A 20,612-nucleotide genomic window follows, 5' to 3' on the forward strand; every position below is an offset into this window, starting at 1 on the left:
CTGTCGTCAGATGCCGCCGCCGTTGTCATATTGGTCTTCGGCAATGTCACGCTCATTCAGCCAGTGTTCCAGGGCGTCTACCATCTCTTCCGCCGATCTGCCGAGCGTCTTCAGATGGATTTCCGGTTTTTCCGGCGCTTCGTAAGGCGAATCGACACCGGTGAAGTTCTTGATCTCGCCATTCAGCGCACGGGCATAGAGGCCCTTGGGATCTCGCCTGGCGCATTCCTCGAAGGGCGTGTCGACAAACACCTCGATGAACTCACCATCGGCCATCAATTCCCTGGCCATGCGCCGCTCGGCACTGAACGGCGAGATGAATGAGACAATGACGATCAGTCCTGCATCAGCCATCAGCTTGGCCACTTCGGCGACCCGGCGGATGTTTTCGACGCGATCGGCGTCGGTGAAGCCGAGATCGCGGTTGAGACCGTGACGCACATTGTCACCGTCCAGGATGTACGTATGGCGGCCGGTGGCGAACAGCTTCTTCTCGAACAAATTGGCGATGGTCGACTTGCCGGAACCCGAAAGCCCGGTGAACCAGAACACCGCTGGCCGCTGGTTCTTCATGTCGGCGCGCACGCGCTTGCCGACATCGAGCGACTGCCAGTGGATATTTTCGGCACGACGCAGCGAATGCAGGATCATGCCGGCGCCGACCGTGGCGTTGCTGATGCGGTCGATCAGGATGAAGGCGCCGGTGGTCCGATTTTCGGCGAAGGGATCGAAGGCGATCGGCGCCCGCGTCGAGATGTTGCAGATGCCGACTTCGTTCATCTCCAGCGACTTGGCAGCCTCATGGGCGAAGTCGTTGACGTTGATGCGGTATTTCAGGTCGGTGACGGTGGCGCTGGTCTGGTCGGTTTCAGTGCGCAGGATGTAGGAACGGCCGGGCAGCAGCGCATGTTCGTCGAACCAGACGATGTTGGCGGCGAACTGGTCGGCGACCTGCGGCCGGGCGGCCGGCGAAACCAGCATGTTGCCGCGCGAGACCTCGACCTCGTCGTCAAGAACGAGCGTGATAGCCTGGCCGGCCACCGCCTGTTTAAGATCGCCGCCATAAGCGACAATGCGTTTGACATGCGACGACTTGCCGGATTTGGCGACAACGACCTCGTCGCCTTGCGCGATGGCGCCGGAGGCGATCGTGCCGGCAAAACCGCGGAAATCGAGATTGGGGCGATTGACGTATTGCACCGGAAAACGGAACGGCTGCTCGACGGCAGCCTCTTCGACCGAAACGGTCTCAAGGTGCTCGATCAGCGTCGGGCCGGAATACCACTTCATGTTCTGCGAGCGGCTGCTGACGTTGTCGCCATAGCGGGCCGACATCGGGATCGGCGCGATGGTCTGGAAGCCGAGATCACGCGAGAATTGCCGGTATTCTTCGACGATCCGGTCAAAAACCGCTTGATCGAAATCGACGAGATCGATCTTGTTGACGGCCAGCACGATGTGGCGGATGCCGAGCAGCGAGGCGATGATCGAATGGCGCCTGGTCTGGCGCAGCACACCTTGCCGGGCATCGATCAGCACGATCGCCAGATCGGCGGTCGAGGCGCCGGTCGCCATGTTGCGGGTGTATTGTTCGTGGCCCGGGGTGTCGGCGACGATGAACTTGCGCTTCGGCGTGGCGAAGAAGCGGTAGGCGACGTCGATGGTGATGCCTTGCTCACGCTCAGCCTCGAGGCCGTCGACCAGCAGCGCGAAATCGATGTCGTCACCGGTGGTGCCATGCTTGCGCGAATCGCGTTCGAGCGCGGCAAGCTGATCCTCGAAGATCTGCTTGGTGTCGGACAAAAGGCGCCCGATCAGCGTCGACTTGCCATCATCGACCGAACCGCAGGTCAGGAAGCGTAGCAGCGACTTCTTCTCCTGTGCCGCCAGATAGTCACGGACGCTGTCGGTGGGTGCGAGGCTTTTTGCCATGATGTGGCGCATGGTCAGAAATACCCCTCGCGCTTCTTCTTTTCCATGGACCCGGCTTCATCGCGGTCGATCAGGCGCCCCTGCCGTTCGGAGGTACGCGCGGTCAGCATCTCGCCGACGATGGCTTCGAGCGTATCGGCATCGGATTCGATAGCGCCAGTGAGCGGATAGCAGCCCAAAGTGCGGAACCGGACCAGCCGGTTCTCGACTGTCTCACCGGGGCGCAGTTTCATACGGTCGTCGTCCTTGAGGATCAGCATCCCGTCGCGTTCCACCACCGGCCGTTCCTTGGCGAAATAAAGCGGGACGATGGGGATATTCTCCTGCAGAATGTACTGCCAGATATCGAGCTCGGTCCAGTTCGACAGCGGGAAGACGCGGATCGATTCACCCGCTGCGATGCGCGTGTTGAATATCTTCCACATTTCGGGCCGCTGGTTCTTCGGATCCCAGACATGTTGGGCATTACGGAAAGAGAATATGCGCTCCTTGGCGCGTGATTTTTCCTCGTCGCGGCGGGCGCCACCGAAAGCGGCGTCGAAACCGTATTTGTCGAGCGCCTGGCGCAGCGCCACGGTCTTCATCACATGGGTGTGGGTGTTCGAACCGTGATCGAACGGGTTGATGTTGTCGCGCACGCCGTCTTCGTTGACATGAACCAAAAGGTCGAAGCCGAGTTTTTGTGCCATCTGATCGCGAAATGCGATCATCTCGCGGAATTTCCACGTCGTGTCGACATGAAGGAACGGGAACGGCGGCTTGGCCGGATAAAACGCCTTCACCGCCAGATGCATCAGCACGGATGAATCCTTGCCGACCGAATAGAGCATGACCGGCTTGGCGAAGGCTGCCGCAACCTCGCGGAAGATGTGAATGGATTCGGCTTCAAGCCGCTGCAGATGCGTAAGCGCTATTGTCATCGACTGTGAGCGTTCTCTCGTGCTTTCTCGCAGAAGACCTTGCGTCAAATGATGGGGCCTTTATGGCCGATTCAAGCTTCGCTTCTGGACAACATGTTTCGTGCGGGCGTTCTAGCAGATCGGCGCACGGCAGAACAATGCAAGACAAGCCCGGCAGGGGCCGGTTCGAGAATGAATTTTCCATGCTTTCGCCAGAACCCGGAAATTTCTGTTCGCAAGGCCTTCGCCCGGAGAAATGCAGGAAAAAAATTGCTCGGGAGAACGTGATGACAAACGCTCCTGAAGCCATTTCCCAATCGACGGCAGCCGGGCAGCCGATTTTCGGTGACAACCAGCCCCGCCGCACTATCGAAAAGACAGCCCAGCCACTATACAAACCTCCGGAAGCGGGCAAGATGCGTCATCAGGCATGGGCAATTTCGAGGCGAGCACATTCGGTTCCGCTGAACAGGATGTGCCGCCTAGAGCTACTCGAGAATAGCGAGCCCGAAACTTGAACCGGCTTTCGTCCATAAGACTGCAACTCACGCCGTCGCGGATCAATATCTACTTCTCCACCCTTTGCTTCTTTTTTCCACCGGTCCTGGGATCGCTGGTCAGCTTCGTGTTCAATGGCGGCGGCCTGTGGTCCGCCCTGTTGATCGCCTTGAAGAAAAGGCGCTTCAACACCGACAGGGCGATGATGGCGCTGACGATCGCGATCTATTCCTATTGCGCGTCCAATCTCGTGGCGTCCATCGTCAACAACGCGATCGTCCAGGATGCGCCACGCCTTATTCCACTTGTGACGTTCCTGCTTTTTCCCATCTCCTATTCGACCTGGAGCATCTCGCAGAAAACCACGCTTGTCCGCATAATCGTGTTCAGCAGCCTCGCCGCCTGTTTCGTCGCGCTACTGCTGGCCGTTGTCCAGCAATATTGGCTGGGGATGAGGGCCAAGGGCGGGGCCGGCAATGCGATAGTGTTCGCGGAGGTCCTCTCCCTTGCCGTCATGGTCTGTGTGGCTGGCGCCTTGTCGGGTATCGAGAAACACAGGAACGCCTTTATCTGCGCAGCGCTTAGCGGGACGATCGCCATTGTCTATTCCGGGACGCGCATTGTCTGGCTGTCGCTGCTGATCGCCGGCATTGCTGTCTTGCTGATCAACCAGGAACGGCTGAGGGGCAGGAATGCCGTTCGCCTGCTGTTGCTGCTGTTGGCGGTTGGCGTCGTAGTCGCGGCTGTCGGCTCCCAGACGATATCCGGACGTATCGACTTTCTGCGCGCCGACTGGGATGCACTTGGGACACAGGGCAACTACAACACCTCGTTGGGTTTCCGGGTTGCCCTTTGGGACATAGGCCTGAAGGCGTTCCGCGAGACTCCATTGTTCGGACATGGCGTGGGCGCCACCCAGTATTTGATAAAGCAGGGCTTTCGGGACCAGTTCGGGATGGATGCCGGCTTCAATCATTTCCATAACGGCTTCCTGACCGCCTTGGTGCAGGCCGGAATCCTCGGCGCGGTGACACTGGCGGCGATCTTTGTGGTTGCAGCCAGGAATGCCGCCTTGGTCCTGCGCAACAGCGCCGACCCGATCGAGCGGTTCGGCGCCACCATGATTGTCATCGTGGTGATTACCTATCTCACAGCCGGAATGACAGGCATCCTGCTTGGCCACGACATTCTGGATTCGGTGCTGATGGTGTTTCTGGTAAGCGGAACATATCTTGCTTCTGGCCGCCAGCTTCCACTTGTGGAAGGCGAAGCTCTTCCACAAGTGGCGGAAGCTCTTCCATCAGTTCCCCATTAGCCGCTGTGGGCAAGGCGATGAAAGTCCTGGTCACAGGCGCGACAGGCTTTATCGGCCGCCAGGTGGTCGACCGGCTTCGTCTGGCCGGCGTCGCGCTTCGCCTTGCATCCCGCCACCCGGAGAAACTTGATCCGGGCTTCGATGCCATGCTGATGCCCGGTTTCGATGCCCCGGCCGCGGCCTTCCTTGCACTCACCAGCGATGTTACCGACATTGTCCATTGCGCCGGCCTGAACAATGATCAGGGCAACGCCACCCAAGCCGATTTTCGGGCGGCCAATACGGAACTGAGCGCACGGCTGGCGCATGCCGCGGCCACGCAGGCAAGCGGACGCTTCATCCATCTCTCCTCGACCCGGGCCGTGATCGGCGCGCGCGTCAGCGCGACGATCGACGAGAACACGATGCCCGATCCGCAATGCGCCTACGGGCGCTCGAAGCGTGAAGCGGAGATCAGGGTGCTGGAAGCCTATGCGTCGCATGGCCGCCCAGACGCCACGGTGCTGCGGTTGCCCCCGGTCTATGGCAGTGGCATGAAAGGGAATATGGCGATGCTGATGCGGCTGGCCGACACGGCCTTGCCGCTGCCGACAGGCGCCCTGACCGGAACCCGCTCGCTCATGTCATCGCAGTCGGCGGCAGGCGCGATATGGCATCTGCTGAGCCATTCGGAGCCGCTGCGCCCGATCCATGTTGCCAGCGATGTGCCGCCGGTTTCGGTCGCTGCCGTCATCGGCGCCTTTCGCAGCGGTTTCGGGCGGCCGACGCGCCTAATGGCCATGCCGGCCGGGCCACTGCGGGCAGCCGCGATCCTCCTGGGCAAGCAGGCGTTCTGGGACAGCATGACCGCGACCCAGATATGCGACCCTTCCCTGCTCGTATCCGAGGGCTGGCTGCCGGAAACAGGCACGCTCGAGCGGCTAGCCGAGATAGCGCGGCTCGGAAACGCTCAACCGCGTCCGCTACGATAGAGCGTTCCAAACAGGATGCGAAGGTCGAGCCAGAACGACGACGCCCTGAGATAGTCGGCATCCGCTTGCGCCAAAAGCCGCGGATTCGACATGTCGATGCCCCTGATCTGCGCCATGCCGGTAATGCCCGGAAGTGCCGCCAAAACCCCTAGCCGCCTGCGACACTCGATCAGTTCCGTCTGTGTCGGCAGACACGGGCGGGGTCCGACCAGGCTCATCTCGCCCCGCAGAACATTCCAGAATTGCGGCAGCTCATCGAGCTTGAATTTCCGCAGGACCCTTCCGACCGAAGTCACGGCATGCGCAGGCGCTTCGTGCGAGGGCAAGGACGGCGTTCCCTGATACATCGTCCTCAACTTGTGGCAGCGAAACAACGCACCATCGCGGCCGACCCGCGTTTGCGAAAAAATCACCGGACCAGGCGACGATGCCCGCACGGCCAGGACGCAGAGCACCAGAACGGGGGACGTCACCAGCAATAGCAGGGTTGTAGCGACGAGATCGAAGGCTCGCTTCAGTCCCGTCACGGCCATCCCCCGATCAATAAAGCCGCCGGCTGCGGGATCGATTTCAGGGCAAAATCTCGCCGTTCAACCACCAGCTGCAACGTATCTAACCTGCTTGCCCGACTATTCTCGAGCCCGTTTCCCGCCGCGTATCGGGCGCTGACGTCTCCGGCCCATGGAGTTCCGCCAACACGGCAAGGGCCGAAGCCTTATCCTGATTCTTCATCGCCGCCTGCAACGCGGCCAGCGCGGCCTGAACCGTCGGCCACGCCACGACATCGGTTTTGAGGCCGAAGATCTTGGCGATATCGAGCGTGACGACTTCTTCATTGGCGCCCTGGAGCGTCTCATGAAGCTTCTCACCGGGCCTGATGCCGGTGAAGCGGATCGGGATATCCGTATAGGGCGTCTTGCCGGCCATGCGGATCATGGTTTCCGCCACTTCGAGAATCGGCACGGGTTTGCCCATGTCCAGCATGTAGATGGCATAGTCGTCCTTGCCATTGCGCGACTGTGCGTCGGCGGCCGCCATGATGACGAGGTCGACGGCTTCCGCCACCGTCATGAAATAACGCGTCATGCGTCGATCGGTAATCGTGACCGGACCGCCGGCTTCAATCTGTGCCTGGAAGATCGTTGCCACCGAACCATTGGAGCCGAACACGTTGCCGAACCGCACCGCTATGAACTTGGTGCCGGAACGGCGCCCGTCCGTCGCGATTGCGTGGCTTTCGTGCAGGGAACTGACAAGCTGCTCGGCTGCTCTCTTTGTAATGCCAAGCACCGAGGACGGATCCACGGCCTTGTCGCTCGAGATGAGCAGGAACTGCGGAACGCCACATTTGGCGGCAACCTCAGCGCAGACAAGCGTGCCGAAAACATTGGTCTGGATGGCCGATTCCCAGTTCTCCTCGAGCAGCGGAACGTGCTTGAGCGCCGCAGCATGAAAGATGATGTCCGGTTTGAATTCCGTGACGACGCGCGTCATCTGGCGCCGGTCCGCGACATCGACGATGCGAACCTTGAGGCGATCATGGTCCTTCTCGTCGACATACTGGCTCAACTGGAAGATGCCGAACTCGGAATTGTCGGCGACCAGCACCGCCTCTGCCCCGAGTTCCAACGACCGCTTGACCAGTGTGCGGCCGATAGATCCGGCGCCTCCCGTCACCAGGACGCGCTTGCCGCCGACGAAGGCACCAATGCGTTCTATATCGGACGGCACCGTCGGGCGGCGCAGGATCGTTTCCATCTCGACTTCGTCGAGAACGAGCTTTCCTTCCTGCCCCAGTTGCGAAAGCCTCGAGAACTGGGCAACGGTTATGCCGCCATGCCGGGCGACACGCACAAGTTCAGTATATTCCTCGATCTCATGCTCGGCGCCGCTGCCGAAAATAAGCAGGTCGATGCTCTTGGTGCCGGCGGCGTAGTCCTCCAGGACATCGATCAGGCGCGGCCGGGTCGCCACCACGGGAACACCTTGAATGCGTGTGCCCAACGGTGCACCGCGCTCTGTCGCCATGATGCCGGCGATGTAATGGTCTGATGGCTCTGCCGTGCGCGTGAAGCGAATGATCAGGTCGGCCTCGCCGAGCCGGCCGACGAACAGCGCCCGCTTGGCCTGCGCTTTACCGGCCCTGTCGGTGAGGATGCCCCAGCTCGCGCCGTCGCGAAGAAATCGGTAGAACAGCCGAGGCGCCGATATGATGGTGAAGGAAACGAGGAAGAAGACGATGAACTGGCGCTCGTTGAGGCCGGCGACGGGCTGGATGTAGCGAGCCAGCAGCGAGACGCAATAAAGAACAATCGTCAGAATCCCGCAACTCTTCAGAATGTTGAAAAAATCCGGGGTCGAGGCAAAACGCCAGATCGTGGTGTAGAGACCACAATATCTGAACAGCAGGTGGCTGATGATAACGATGCCAACCCAGGTGGCCAAGCCCTCATAGGAGAGCGCCTCGAACGAAAGATTTGACCGCGACAACACCAGACTGAGCGCCACGGCGACCAAGACCATGACAAGATCCTGGACCATGATGATGGCGCGCCGCATCTTCGGCCGACTTCCGGACACGGCTTGTAAATAGGAAGTCATTGGCCAGTACTGAACTCCAGGCGAAAGGACTTGAACATTACATTAGCGTGGGATCAATTGACATACGTCACTGACCACTCGTTGAAGTCCAAATCCTCAGCCCCCGCTGCGATCCATCGCATAGCGTGGAGTTGCTGTCATCGCCAGAGTTTTTTTGTTACCTGGCTGTTTCAGATGGCGCGCGAGACCAGCCGGGAATAGAGCGCGGCATAAGCCCTCCCCATCCTGTCGGCGGTAAAAAGACTGGCATAGCGATCCCGCGCCGCCTGCCCCCATCTCCCGGCGTCTTCAGGCGAATCCACCAAGCGGTTGATGGCTTCACCCAGCCGCGCCGGGTCCGAGGGCGGTACCACCAGCCCGGTTATCCCAGGCTCGTTGACATAGGTCGTTCCCGTGCCGATTTCGCAGGAAATCATTGCTTTGCCGCACATCGCTGCTTCTACCAGGGACAGCCCATAGGCTTCCGACCTCTGGTTCGATGGGAAAACGAATCCGCGGCAGGTATGAAGCAGCGCCATCTTGCGCTGCTCCGTAATCTCTCCAAGGAAGATCACGTTATCGAGCCGCAGTTTTGCGACCTGAAGCTTGAGTTGCTGCTCAATGGGGCCGGATCCGGCGATGACGATCTTGCACCGCACCTGATTGGCTGCCTGGATCAGCACGTCCAGTCCTTTGTAGTAGCGCAAGACACCGACAAACAGCACGAAGGGTTGCGCCACCACCGATCGGCACCAAATGTTGTCTGCTTCGGTTGGTGCGGGGTAGGCATTCTCGCCGATGCCAATCGGAATGACGGTCGATTTCGCCTCGAATATCTTGAGAACAGGACTCGATTTCAGATAGTTCGGCGATGTCGCAACGATTGCATCCACGTCCTTCAGGAAACGCAGCATCAATGGTCGATAAAAAGGCAGCAACAGTCGCTGTTTGACGATGTCGGAATGATAGGTGACGACACTCGGCTTGCCGTGGCGGGAATGGAAATGCACCACGTCCATGAACGGCCATGGAAAATGGTAGTGTATCAGGTCGGCTTTCTCCGCGAGCTCTCTGAACCTCCGAAAAACCCCGAGCGAGAATCCGGTCGACGCCAGTTCGAAGTCGAGCCTGGCTTTGGGGGCCACGTGTCCGTCAAGGCTCTGGGTGTTTGCACTCGGAGAGCGGCTCAATGACAGCACTTCGGTCTCGACGCCTTGGCTGGCGGTGCTTTCTGCGATGGCGTGTATCGTTCGCTCAACCCCGCCGAAGGTATCGGGCCAATAGGTCTTGAAGAAGTGCAGGACTTTCAAACGCGGTCTTCCGTCTTTGCTCGATGGCCTGTTGGGAACATCAAGGCATGATTTTTCGGGCGGAGCGTCTCGCGTTCTTATTGTGCATCAGCCTCAATTTCCGTAGATCAAAAAAATGAATGCCATGCCAATGAAAATAGCGAGTTGGATGCCCGAGGCCGCGCATTCTAGGAGTGTTGAACCTGCATCTGCGGCAATGGATGTGGTAGGATAAAACGCACACCGGCGCTCGGCCTCGAAAGTCAGTGTTTTGCTTGACAAGGTCCCGTCGTCATTGGAATGAAGGTCGATAAGGAAGGCGGCTCCGCTTGGTTAAACTAGCTACGCGTTTGGCCCTCAAGGTCACCAAAGTCCGAATGGGATTTTGGCGGGGTAAGGGTGATACAGAATATTTCCGGCGACTGGGAGGACGGCTCGACCAGTTTGGTCCAGACCTGAGTGCCGAAATCATCAAGCATCTAGACTACCTGGCCAAGAAGGCAGGGGTGAGTCGGGACTGGGTGTCATCGGGCTTGCCCTTTGCAGTGAGCCGAAGGGTACACGCAGATGCCGTGAAAAACATTGATGCTGTGATGCGCAAGAGCGAGGCTGGGGATGGCGACGCAAGGGGTGATGATCAGCGCCCTTGGTCCGCGCATCCAACAAAGACCGACGCCGTGACGCAGAAACTCATTGAGCGTGCCGAACGCGAACTCGAAGGCTGGTGCAGCCGCGAAAAATCCACTGTCATTGCCGACATCGTAATAAGCGAACGCGCACAAATCTGTGTGGAGATCGGGGTATACGGCGGCCGGTCGCTGATTCCTGTCGCGGCAGCGTTAAAGCAGAATGGCAAGGGTGAAATATACGGCATCGAAACTTGGGACCCGACCATAGCCACCGAATACGTCACAAACGAGAGTAATGATACCTGGTGGCGGGGCATTGACTTCAACGCCATCAAAAGGAATTTCTATAGGTTCATTGCGGAGCAAGATCTGGCTTCACAGGTACGGATAATCGAGGCGCCCTCTGCGGACGCGGCGAGTCTTTTCAAAACACTGGACTACCTGCATATCGATGGTGCTCACTCAACGTACAACGCTGCCGAGGACGTGGTGCTCTACGCAAAAAAAGTGCGGCGGCGCGGCATTATTATCCTCGACGACACGAACTGGCCCACAACAAAACCCGCTGTCGACATTCTGGACTCCATCTGCGAGCGTATACGCGAGTTCAAGGACGAACACGGCAACGTCGCCTGCATCCTGTTCCGTAAGCGCTGACGGAGTGAATGGAATCCAACGCTTGTTGGCGGCGTATGCCCAGATGATGCGCCTAGCTCGGACGCCTACAATCGAGTGAGGGGACGCCACGCGAGAAGCAACGCTTCGGTCGTTCGGCAAAGAATCTCTTATAGCATCGGGACACGAGGTCAGGCGGGTGCTAGACGGGATCTCCGTTTCAGCTTTCTATATCGTTCAAGCATGGGGATGATTGCAGTGTATCAAAGAGCATTGTCGGCGATTCGGAACGTAAAGGCTATTTTACGTGACGCGCGTAAAGGACCCAACGCGGATTCCGAGCAACAATATAGAACTTCGATTGGCGAAATCGAACATAAAATCTCAGATATTATCTCACGCCTTAACGATATACATGTTGTTTCTTATCTTGGGCGAGATCTATGCTTGGTAAAAACGAGATGGGGCGGCCACGTCGTGGTTCCGGCGTACAATGTCGATGTTGCAGTAGGAATAATCCGTGATGGAATACATGAGCCCTGGACTACCAGGCTTGTTAGAGAATCTCTAAAATTTGGCGACGTATACGTCAACGTTGGCGCAAATTTCGGATATTACACTAGCTTAGGAGGATTAATAGTTGGCGGTGAAGGGAAAGTATTCTCATTTGAGGCAAATCCAACCGTTTTTGCGGTGTTATTGAAGACAATTATGTATGCAGGCATTCCCAATAGGACGACGGCGTTTAATCGCGCAGTTTACTCCACAACGGGATCGACTATGGGATTTTCGTTTGATTATCAATTCGCCGGCGGCGGGCACCTTGAATTCTTTGGTCGCGAGGCATCGGATATTTTGGATACCTTCTGGTCTGCTACAACAATTCCTCATATTCTTGACGGCGATGGTAAATGGATTCCCTCCAAAGGAATCATGAATTCTTTTGAAACGCAAACCATTGCGCTTGATGATGCACTCGGCGATGTAAAAGTAAATCTGCTGCACTGTGATGTAGAGTCGGCTGAGCCATACGTTATACATGGCGCAAGAAGAACCATACGAAACTCACCCCAGATTCGCATCATTTTCGAATGGTCTTCCTATAATTTCAACGTCGGATCAGACGAATATCGAAAAATGGTGGAAGCGATGTGGGATTTTTTGGCGGAAGAAGGCTTCTCCGTTCGGCGGCTATTCCCGATGACTCACCCCGACGGCGCAATCGATCTGTCACCAAAACTCTCATATGCGGAATTCATAGTCGGAGAGCATGGAGATTATTTGGCCGCCCGTCACGATCATTGAGCTGCCGCCTGGAATGCATGTCGCCGAAGATGCTTAACCGTTGAAGCCGTGCCGTCTGGGCGACAAATCGCATGGAACAAAAAAACGGTGGCGGCCCCGGTCGGGCCTTTTTTGGAATCGCCCTTTGCCGCTAGTTGGAAAGGCTCCGACCAACACGGATTGCGTAGTGACAAGATTCTTTGAAGACGGCATAAATCCGCATCGGAAGGCAGGTGCGATACTTCACTGCTTTCAAGCCATTGCGCTGAGCCTATTGCAAAGGCGCTAGCGTGGCGGAGGCGTTCTTGTCACGCGTAAGGGATATTTGCGCAGCGACCTGCGAACAGAGGGCTTTGAATTGTTTTCGGACGGGTCCCAAAGGATCTATCACTATCATCTAAAGAAGTGCGGTGGCACGTCGCTCAATTCTTGGCTTGAATGGCATTTTCCAGATGACGGACGATGGACCGAAGCCGTTGATAACCAATATTATCTTGCTATGCGTGCGGGAACGCCCCCGATTCAGCAGGCGCTGGCTTCTCTGCTCGAGGCGAGCCCTGGAGCCTTCACGCATATTCCGCTAAGCGGCATTCTGCCACCCCAAACATTTTCGGTGACCGTTTTGCGCAATCCTGTGAAACGTATCGTTTCGCAGATTTCGGATTGGCGCCGGGAATTCGCCGAAGGCAAACATCCGGGGCACAGCCCGGAAGTCCGCGCGATTGAGCATGCTGCAAATATGTCCCTGCGTGATTTCCTGAGTGCGCATAGCGCCTCACCTCTACGCGGCCTTTTTGACAATTATCAGACCCGCGCGCTTGCCACACGCGCAGGGGAACCGGCCGATGAAGGTGATGCGTACGCGCTCCTCCCTGCAGCGAAAGCCACGCTCGAAAGGGATTATGGGGTAGTTGGGCTGACTGAGCGTATGAAGGAGACGCGCGCGGCAATCTGCTCTTATCTGGGGCTGGTTCCGGACGAGGAAGCAGGCGGAGCCAGGAACGTGACCGCCGACAGATTTGTCTCGCGGGATGAGCTTCGGGATGCCTCGGAGATCGTTGGCCGATTCACTGCCGTGGACGAAGAGCTATATGCCCATGCACGATTACTTTTTTTGAATCGACACGCAGAGAGGGCGCAGTACTCGGAACTCGACTTTGAGGCCAAACATGCTGCGAAAGCCGTGCAACGGCTCCGCCCTGTTTTGAGGGAGCAGAACGTATTCCTTTCCGTTCGCGATGCAATATTGGGCTCGGGCATCCATGGTCGCGACGGTGCGGGCACAGACAATTGCGCTGTCTGGACAGGTCCTACGACACGGACCGTTCTCTACATGCCATGCCCGGTTGAGAAGATGCTCAAAGTCAAGCTCTGGATACGCGGATACGCGGCGGAGAGGATACGTAGCCAGGTTCGATTTGAGATCGATGACAGGTTAACTCCGCATGCCTTTGTCAGTAGCCCAGAGTCGCATGAAGTCGCTGAAATATACGCAACACCTAAGAGATCTTTTCTGAAGCTGACCATCCTGGTTGACGAAACGCTGACGTCCCTGGAAGCCGGCGGGGGAAATGCTGATGAACGCAAGCGTGGCTTGGCTTTTGACGGTTACGGCTGGTCAGCAGTGTAAGCGCTGTCTGTGCTGATTGGGATGAATTCTGCACTGGCAAGTTGTACTTAGTCTACAATTAGGACTCGACAATTCGGCCCATCTCAAGAGTAATCTTTCGATCCGTCATTTCATTAAGTAGAGTGTCGTTGTGAGAGGCGAAAAGGAAGCCTTCATTCTTTGCGATATATTCAACTAACCGGTCTTGGGCCTTCTGCTGGAATGCGCGATCGGCGACGCCCATCCATTCATCGAGGAGCAAAATGTCGGCGGGCTCAACGGTGTTCATTGCGAATTGGAGACGGCTCTGCATTCCAGGTGAATAGGTTCCGACAGGCATGTCAAAAAATGCGCCGAGTTCGGCAAATTCAGCCACGTCCTCTGCATAGTCCGTCGGTGTCAGGCTCCGAATATCGAGCAAGGAATGACGCAGCCTGACGTTCTGCCGCCCCGTCAGTGCGAAAATCATGCCAGCGCCAACGTGGAGCAGCGAGCGGATCGATCCGCGCACGTCGACAAATCCGGAAGACACAGGAAGCATGCCCCCGACGACCTTGAGCAAGGTGGTCTTCCCGTTTCCGTTCCCGCCCACAATGCCTATCCGCTCACCGCGATGGACTTCGAGATTGACGCCATCGAGCGCGCGCAGGACAGGCGACTTGTTCCTCAGTAGTATCCGTGGATCGTTGCCGAGCGATACATTCTTAAGCCCTCGAAGGGGGATTTCCACCGACACGTTGTCAAGTCGGATGACCACGTCATCCTCAGTTATCCTGTTCACGCTACCCACCTGAATACGACAAGCTCTCGATTCGCCGGGAACACCACGTATGAAACGAGCATTCCCAAGAAACAAAGTCCAATTACGATCGACAATGAAACGAGGGGCCAACCACCGTTCAGCATTGGACCACGCGAAATCTCGACTAGATGATAGACGGGATTGAAGTCGACAACCCACCTATGCGCACTGATTCGGTCGGGACTCCAGAGAATTGGGGTCATGAGATAGACAGCGAACAACAACTGCGGGAGAAACCCACGAAAAAGCCGGAAGCGGTCAAAAATATATGCTATCGGCAGCGACCAGCACATCATTGCAAGGGTCGTCAGTACTATTCCTAGTGCGAATCCCACGTAGTTGGCATGCATCAGCACATGAAAATTTACAGTAGCTATTATTATTGCGACAGCCAAGATTTTGAGAGAGACTGCAATCAGGAAGTCATAAGCATTCGCAAGATGTACAACGTACCCAGATATGCCCGGGAACCCTATGTAGTTCGCCACCTTCTCATTGGCATGAGCGCTAGCAGAAACTGAAATCGAGAGGCCCTGCCAAAGCGCAAAGGACACCGCGAAGAAGGGGATGAAGTCGGTAAGGGTCTCGTGGAAGACGAGCCCCATGACCGAACCTAGGAGTACAACATGAACAAAAATCGAAATGAACGGCGCGATCAGACCCAACCCCGAATTGCGCCTTTGCTCCGCGACATCGGCCAGATAGAGCTGCCAAGACAGCGCCCGCTGCCTCATGAGCGCTCGCAGGTCCTCCCGAAAGCCGCGCTCAATCCATCGTTGTTCACGCATCGTTTTAACTACCGTTCGTGGCTAGCGAGCCAAATTCTCAAAGGCAAGCAGATAAAGGGCGGCTCGGGATTCCACATTGTAACGTTCAAGGTACGCGCCTCGAGCGGCAACTCGCTCCTTGCCGGTGCCGTCAGAACGTCTGATCTTCTCTGCTAACTCGACATGATTTCCGACCTCGAAGAACGCCAGCATGCCGGGCTGATACCGGTCCAGTTCCTTGAAGCACTGATTACGAGAGCAGTAGATGGGACGAGCCAGATCGAGCGCCATAGCCGCAGGGCCGGACGACGTCTGTCCAACCTCAGCATAAGGCAGGATAATAGCGTCACAGGCAAGCATCACTTCATTGAACTCTCGGTTCCCAAGGGCTCCGCAAAAATGAACGCGCTCAATAAGATTACTGCTCGAGATCTCCTCCTCATCTGTAAATTCAATCTCATTCATAAGCTTCTTAATGTAGGGTTGGTCAATTGTGTGTCGCAATATCCCTTCGGGGTGAAGGCCACCAACGATCAAAAGATGGTAATCTTCCGGCAGATATTTCATGGCCCGCACGGCGACTTCAATTCCCTTGTACTCGTTTAGGAAACCAAAGCAGCCTAGGAATTTTTTCCCCTCAATATTGTACCGCTCGGATACTTCCATTTTGATGCGGGATTCATCGATTACGTTACGCTCCTGCCGACTTAGGAATGACAGCGGTTGGTGGAAAATTGTTTCGGTAGATAGGCCAATCAGGGCAAAGTTCCTGGCTTCCCGACTTGTCTGGACGATGTGGCGAAACTTCTGTGGGTTGTTGCGAACCTTCTTGAACAACCTGTCAAAGACAAAGTTGCCCCGCCACGAGCGCAAGAAATGCCAAAGCCCCCTCGGGTTGAGGCTAACTCTTTCGCCCTCCATTTGAGGTACTGTGTGATAGGTAATAATGACCCGCTTGCTGGCGTCGATGATAGCGCCGATCCGGCGCCAGATAGAGAAAGGCGTCAACCCGAATAGACCCGGCTCAAGCTGCAGATTGACCACATCCGCGGACCTTACGAGCTTGATGATCTCTGCCAACTGCTGCTTTGCGGCTTTTCGGGCGTAGTTCGACTGCGCACGAAATATGTCCACGGGGAGCGGCACGATTTCGACCTCGCAATCAGCCTGAAGTCGAAGGGGACCCTCAAGTGCTTCAACATATTGCGCGATTCCGCAGGCACGATGATAGCTCGATACAATGAGCAGCTTCTTCGCCACGGCATCGTCCCCAGTTTGCACCAATGGTTTAGCAATGGTTTGATGCATTTTTCGGTCCTTCCAGTCGCCCCATGCGAGGTGGGTTAGATTGAATCCGATATACCGGCACGGCGCTCCGGACGATAGGCTCCATCGCCCTTGCCGAGCAGTAGTTCTGCCAAATGAGCGCCACTGCGTCCCGTTGCTGCCAACGCCGTTCTAGTCAATTCCCAACTCTCCGCTTTCAACAAAGGCCTCCCGTTCGGCGCCCTTGAGGTCCTCCACGACCATTTCCTTAACAAGATCGGCGAATGTTGTTTTCGGCTCCCAGCCAAGCCTCTGTCGGGCTTTTGAGGGATCGCCAAGCAGGGCCTCGACTTCGGCCGGTCGGAAATACCGAGGATCCACGGCGACGATACACACGCCCGTCGATGCATCATAACCCTTTTCGTCCGTGCCTTCGCCCTCCCAGCGGATGGATATGCCAAGTTCGGCTGCGGCAAAGGTCACAAATTCACGAACAGAATGCTGCACTCCAGTCGCGATGACATAGTCCTCAGGGGCATCTTGCTGCAACATCAACCACTGCATCTCGACATAGTCCCGCGCATGGCCCCAATCGCGTAAGGCGCTGAGATTTCCCAGATACAGCCTCTTTTGCATCCCCAGCTTGATGCGGGCCATGGCCCGCGTGATTTTCCGGGTGACGAACGTTTCGCCTCGGACTGGCGACTCATGATTGAACAGGATCCCGTTGCAGGCATAGATGCCATAGGATTCCCTGTAGTTTACCGTGATCCAATGGGCATAGAGCTTGGCCACGGCGTAGGGCGAGCGTGGATAAAATGGCGTCGTCTCTTTTTGAGGTATCTCCTGAACCAACCCGAAAAGCTCAGACGTTGACGCCTGACAGAAACGGGTTTTTTTCTCCAGTCCCAAAATCCGGATCGCTTCAAGCACGCGAAGCGGCCCCAGGGCATCTGAGTTCGCCGTATATTCAGGCTCTTCAAAGGAAACGGCGACGTGGCTCTGAGCCGCCAGATTGTAAATTTCATCAGGTTGAACCATCTGAATGACGCGAGTCAGACTTGATGAGTCCGTCATGTCTCCGTGATGCAATGTGAGATCGGGGCCGCTGTCGTGCGGGTCGTGATATAGGTGATCTATGCGCCCCGTATTGAAAAGCGAAGAGCGCCTTTTGATGCCATGCACGGAATACCCCTTTGCAAGCAGTAACTCCGCTAGATAAGACCCATCTTGCCCCGTGATACCGGTGATCAGCGCAACTTTTTTATCTGGCAATTGAGAGCCCTTTTTTACACCCGGCCATAAACATCATCAAACCGCACTATATCGTCTTCGCCGAGATATTCCCCGCTTTGCACTTCGATCATGACGAGCGGAAGAATGCCGGGATTTTCGAGGCGGTGCTTGTGGCCGCAGGGGATATAGGTGGACTGGTTGGTCGCGAGCAGGATTTCACTCTGGCCGTTGACAACCTTCGCAGTCCCACTCACCACCACCCAGTGTTCGGAGCGGTGATGATGCGCTTGCAGGCTTAGGCGCGCGTTGGGCTTTACCTCAATCCGCTTGATCTTGAAGCGCGGACCTTCCTCCAGCACGGTGTAGGTGCCCCAAGGGCGATGCACGGTGCGATGCACGGTCGCCGCCTCGTGCCCTTGGGCCTTGAGGCGGTTGTAGAGCTCCTTGACTTCCTGCGCCTTATCCTGGTGGGCGATGAGAAGCGCATCCGGCGTGTCGATGACCAGCAGATCCGAGACGCCGACAAGACCAACGAGCCGGTCTTCGCTGTGCACGTAGCAGTTCGTCACATCATGAAGAATTGTCTCGCCGATGGTGCGATTGCCCTTGTCATCAGCTGGAACAAGCTTCGAAAGAACGCTCCATGAGCCAATGTCGGACCAGTCGAAGCTGCAGGGGACGAAACCTACGTTCCTTGCTTTCTCCATCACCGCATAGTCGATGGAAACAGCCGGAACGGCCGCGAAACCATCCTTGTCGATCTCGACAGTGACGCGGTCCGCGGCATCGCTTGTCCTGGCATTGTCGAGCGCTGTGCGCGTATTGGACAATACGTCCGGACACAGTTCCTGCATGGCCGCGATCATGGCGCGAGCTGCGAAACAGAACATGCCCGAATTCCAGAAAAATCGGCCACTGGCAATAAATTGGGCTGCTCGTTCCGCATTCGGCTTTTCCACGAACCGAAGAACCGTATCTCCCTCAGCCTCGATATAACCAAATCCGGTCTCGGGGCGCTCGGCCTTCATGCCAAACGTGACGATGCGGCCCGTCGCCGCGATCGACGCCGCCTTAGCCACGGCCGCGCCAAAGGCTGCTTCGTCCAGGATCAGATGATCCGCGGGCAGCACAACCAGGACCGCGTCGGAATTGTTGCGCGCGACCTGCAATGCTGCGAGCGCTACCGCTGCGGCCGTGTCACGGCCGAAAGGCTCCAGCAGGAATGTGTTCTTGATACCTGGCGCCGCCACCTCGGCATATTCGTCCGCCGTCAGGAACAGCAGATCGCGGTTGGTGACCGTGACAATTTGATCAACGCCTTCGAGCCCGGCTGCGCGGGCGTAAGTCCGGCGAATGAGCGTGCCCCCTCCCGGCAAGGGAATGAAGGGCTTGGGGTGCAGCGCACGAGAAATCGGCCAGAGGCGGGACCCGACACCGCCACTTATGATGACAGGAACGATATTGGTCAAACTTCAGCTTTCCAAGATTTGAGCTCGGCCAAGGGCAAGACCCCAACCGAGCAATTCGTCCGCGCGGGGTTCTGTCTTTGCCTCGATATAGCACCGCAATTCGGGCGCGTTGCCTGACGCACGGAAGTGAACAACCTCCCCGTTGCCGGCGGTGATACGCACGCCGTCGCGATTGTCAATGTCGGCTACGCCGCCCAGAGCCTCGAAGAGATTGCCTGCATAGGCGGCATCCGCAGCAAACCGCTGGAGAAAAGAGGCGCTGTTTTCGGCTGAAACGCCTTCAAGCCGACCACTCGCAGCGGCCAGGAATCCGAAACTAGCCGCGATCTCGGCGAGCGGGCGACCTGTCGTCGCCACCATTGAAAGAGCACAGAGAATTGGCAACAGCGCATCCCGGGTCAGCAAGGCTGCGAGCGTGCGCCCATCCTTTTCGACGGATGAACCCAGAAGAACACCGCCATTTGCTTCGAACCCCACAACACGTTTTCCCCCTCGAGCGAGGGCCGTGCCGATCCCTTCGATGACATAGGGCGAGCCAATGCGTGTGCGCTGCACCGTTGTGAAATGCCCGCAACGCTCCAGTGCCGAGTTGGAACTGACAGGAGTTACAACGCAGTCCGCACCAAGGAAACGCGCAGTGATCGCCCCGACCAGATCGCCGCGAACGAACGCGCCATGCGCATCTGCCACAAGCGGCCGGTCGCCATCGCCATCGGCGGACACGATGGCATCGAACGGCTCAGCCGCCGCCCAGTCCTTTAGAAGCAACAGATCCTCTTGCCTGACCGCTTCGGTATCCACCGGAATGAAATGCGTGGCCCTGCCCAAGGGTACCGCCTCCGCCCCCAACGCACGAAGGATATCGACGATGATGTCCCTGGCTACGGACGAATGCTGGTAGACGCCGACCCGGACACCAGACAGGCTGCCCGGCTGAAAAAAGGCAAGAAAATGATCCCTGTAGATTACGGACGGTTCGGTGCCCGGCTGTACGGGTTCAACGGAAGGCTGTGATCGATTGGCTGTCTGCAAGCCTGCGTGTATGGCCACAATCTCGAGCTCATCGCGCTTGTCGATCTCGCCATCCGCCCGGTAGAATTTAAGCCCATTCCTGTCATCGGGAATGTGGCTGCCGGTCACCATGATCGCAGGCGCATTCTCGGCCGTGGCATAAAGTGCAAGTGCTGGAGTGGGCAAGGCTCCGCAATCGACCGGCACCAAACCGGCTTCGGCGATCGCAACCTGAACAATCCCTGCTATGTCGGGACTGGAAGAGCGGAGGTCACGCCCAACGAAGATCTGCTCGCCCTCGCCCAATACGCCGCGCTCGATAAGCATGCGTGTGAAGGCAATCGTATAGGTGCGCGCCGGTGGTCCCCGAAGCTCGCTGACGAGCCCGCGTAGCCCGCTGGTACCGAACTTCAAAGTCACAGATCGTCACCTTTTCGCAG

Annotated in this window: 16 protein-coding genes; 5 read left to right on the top strand and 11 right to left on the bottom strand. The window is 57.2% G+C overall.

The genetic code is table 11. From position 1 onward, the window contains the following. Window positions 1-6: 6 nt before the first annotated feature. On the bottom strand, window positions 7-1,944 hold the full coding sequence (gene cysN / locus EB235_RS27315) for a sulfate adenylyltransferase subunit CysN (RefSeq protein ID WP_027034287.1): 1,938 nt from the start codon (window positions 1,942-1,944) through the stop codon (window positions 7-9). A gap of 2 nt (window positions 1,945-1,946) precedes the next feature. Beyond that, window positions 1,947-2,852 carry a sulfate adenylyltransferase subunit CysD gene (gene cysD, locus EB235_RS27320; RefSeq protein WP_027034286.1) on the bottom strand — a complete coding sequence of 302 codons (906 nt, stop codon included), beginning with the start codon at window positions 2,850-2,852 and terminating at the stop codon, window positions 1,947-1,949. 493 nt (window positions 2,853-3,345) lie between these two features. Here cysD and EB235_RS27325 point away from each other — a divergent pair, with 493 nt between their 5' ends. Both EB235_RS27325 and EB235_RS27330 read left to right on the top strand, forming a co-directional pair. After that, window positions 3,346-4,644 (top strand): O-antigen ligase family protein, encoded by a 1,299-nt coding sequence (locus tag EB235_RS27325; RefSeq protein ID WP_027034285.1) that lies wholly within the window; start codon window positions 3,346-3,348, stop codon window positions 4,642-4,644. Window positions 4,645-4,661: 17 nt separating this feature from the next. Further along, a complete protein-coding gene (locus EB235_RS27330) occupies window positions 4,662-5,615 on the top strand; it encodes an NAD-dependent epimerase/dehydratase family protein (protein WP_027034284.1) in 954 nt (317 codons plus the stop codon). On the opposite strand, the gene EB235_RS27335 is transcribed toward EB235_RS27330, so the two are convergent. The 3 genes from EB235_RS27335 to EB235_RS27345 form a co-directional block, all read right to left on the bottom strand. Further along, window positions 5,594-6,148 carry a sugar transferase gene (locus EB235_RS27335; protein WP_027034283.1) on the bottom strand — a complete coding sequence of 185 codons (555 nt, stop codon included), beginning with the start codon at window positions 6,146-6,148 and terminating at the stop codon, window positions 5,594-5,596. The two genes, EB235_RS27330 and EB235_RS27335, sit on opposite strands and share 22 nt — an antisense overlap. 79 nt (window positions 6,149-6,227) lie before the next feature. Further along, complete coding sequence (locus tag EB235_RS27340; protein WP_027034282.1) at window positions 6,228-8,216, bottom strand: nucleoside-diphosphate sugar epimerase/dehydratase; 1,989 nt, start codon at window positions 8,214-8,216, stop codon at window positions 6,228-6,230. A gap of 170 nt (window positions 8,217-8,386) precedes the next feature. Continuing rightward, entirely contained in the window at window positions 8,387-9,505 is a 1,119-nt protein-coding gene (locus tag EB235_RS27345) for a glycosyltransferase family 4 protein (protein ID WP_027034281.1), read from the bottom strand. A gap of 329 nt (window positions 9,506-9,834) precedes the next feature. Between EB235_RS27345 and EB235_RS27350 the strand changes: the two genes are divergently transcribed. The 3 genes from EB235_RS27350 to EB235_RS27360 all read left to right on the top strand — a co-directional run bounded on the left by EB235_RS27350 (window position 9,835) and on the right by EB235_RS27360 (window position 13,642). Next, complete coding sequence (locus tag EB235_RS27350; protein WP_167334909.1) at window positions 9,835-10,770, top strand: class I SAM-dependent methyltransferase; 936 nt, start codon at window positions 9,835-9,837, stop codon at window positions 10,768-10,770. A 216-nt stretch (window positions 10,771-10,986) separates the two neighbouring features. Next, window positions 10,987-12,033 carry an FkbM family methyltransferase gene (locus tag EB235_RS27355; protein ID WP_208603649.1) on the top strand — a complete coding sequence of 349 codons (1,047 nt, stop codon included), beginning with the start codon at window positions 10,987-10,989 and terminating at the stop codon, window positions 12,031-12,033. A 304-nt stretch (window positions 12,034-12,337) separates the two neighbouring features. Next, a complete protein-coding gene (locus tag EB235_RS27360) occupies window positions 12,338-13,642 on the top strand; it encodes a sulfotransferase family 2 domain-containing protein (protein ID WP_155256489.1) in 1,305 nt (434 codons plus the stop codon). A 58-nt stretch (window positions 13,643-13,700) separates the two neighbouring features. On the opposite strand, the gene EB235_RS27365 is transcribed toward EB235_RS27360, so the two are convergent. The 6 genes from EB235_RS27365 to EB235_RS27390 form a co-directional block, all read right to left on the bottom strand. Beyond that, window positions 13,701-14,402, bottom strand: coding sequence for an ATP-binding cassette domain-containing protein (locus EB235_RS27365; RefSeq protein ID WP_027034277.1), 702 nt, complete (start codon window positions 14,400-14,402; stop codon window positions 13,701-13,703). Next, window positions 14,399-15,211 carry an ABC transporter permease gene (locus tag EB235_RS27370; RefSeq protein ID WP_027034276.1) on the bottom strand — a complete coding sequence of 271 codons (813 nt, stop codon included), beginning with the start codon at window positions 15,209-15,211 and terminating at the stop codon, window positions 14,399-14,401. The genes EB235_RS27365 and EB235_RS27370 overlap by 4 nt, the downstream gene beginning before the upstream one ends. 21 nt (window positions 15,212-15,232) lie before the next feature. After that, window positions 15,233-16,498: a glycosyltransferase gene (locus EB235_RS27375; protein WP_155256488.1), complete on the bottom strand. Its 1,266-nt coding sequence runs from the start codon at window positions 16,496-16,498 to the stop codon at window positions 15,233-15,235. Window positions 16,499-16,648: 150 nt separating this feature from the next. Further along, window positions 16,649-17,731 carry a GDP-mannose 4,6-dehydratase gene (gmd, locus tag EB235_RS27380; RefSeq protein ID WP_027034274.1) on the bottom strand — a complete coding sequence of 361 codons (1,083 nt, stop codon included), beginning with the start codon at window positions 17,729-17,731 and terminating at the stop codon, window positions 16,649-16,651. A 14-nt stretch (window positions 17,732-17,745) separates the two neighbouring features. Beyond that, the gene (locus EB235_RS27385) at window positions 17,746-19,161 is read right to left on the bottom strand and encodes a mannose-1-phosphate guanylyltransferase/mannose-6-phosphate isomerase (RefSeq protein WP_032926099.1); all 1,416 of its coding nucleotides are present in this window, start codon (window positions 19,159-19,161) and stop codon (window positions 17,746-17,748) included. A 3-nt stretch (window positions 19,162-19,164) separates the two neighbouring features. Then, the gene (locus EB235_RS27390; protein ID WP_027034272.1) at window positions 19,165-20,592 is read right to left on the bottom strand and encodes a phosphomannomutase; all 1,428 of its coding nucleotides are present in this window, start codon (window positions 20,590-20,592) and stop codon (window positions 19,165-19,167) included. Window positions 20,593-20,612 lie beyond the last annotated feature (20 nt).

The organism is Mesorhizobium loti R88b (assembly GCF_013170845.1).
Taxonomy (GTDB): domain Bacteria; phylum Pseudomonadota; class Alphaproteobacteria; order Rhizobiales; family Rhizobiaceae; genus Mesorhizobium; species Mesorhizobium loti_B.

Coding starts and splice junctions, on each gene's coding strand:
- cysD (WP_027034286.1), bottom strand. CDS start 2,852: ATGACAATAGCGCTTACGCATCTGCAGCGGCTTGAAGCCGAATCCATT.
- EB235_RS27330 (WP_027034284.1), top strand. CDS start 4,662: ATGAAAGTCCTGGTCACAGGCGCGACAGGCTTTATCGGCCGCCAGGTG.
- EB235_RS27340 (WP_027034282.1), bottom strand. CDS start 8,216: ATGACTTCCTATTTACAAGCCGTGTCCGGAAGTCGGCCGAAGATGCGG.
- EB235_RS27370 (WP_027034276.1), bottom strand. CDS start 15,211: ATGCGTGAACAACGATGGATTGAGCGCGGCTTTCGGGAGGACCTGCGA.
- cysN (WP_027034287.1), bottom strand. CDS start 1,944: ATGCGCCACATCATGGCAAAAAGCCTCGCACCCACCGACAGCGTCCGT.
- EB235_RS27335 (WP_027034283.1), bottom strand. CDS start 6,148: ATGGCCGTGACGGGACTGAAGCGAGCCTTCGATCTCGTCGCTACAACC.
- EB235_RS27375 (WP_155256488.1), bottom strand. CDS start 16,498: ATGCATCAAACCATTGCTAAACCATTGGTGCAAACTGGGGACGATGCC.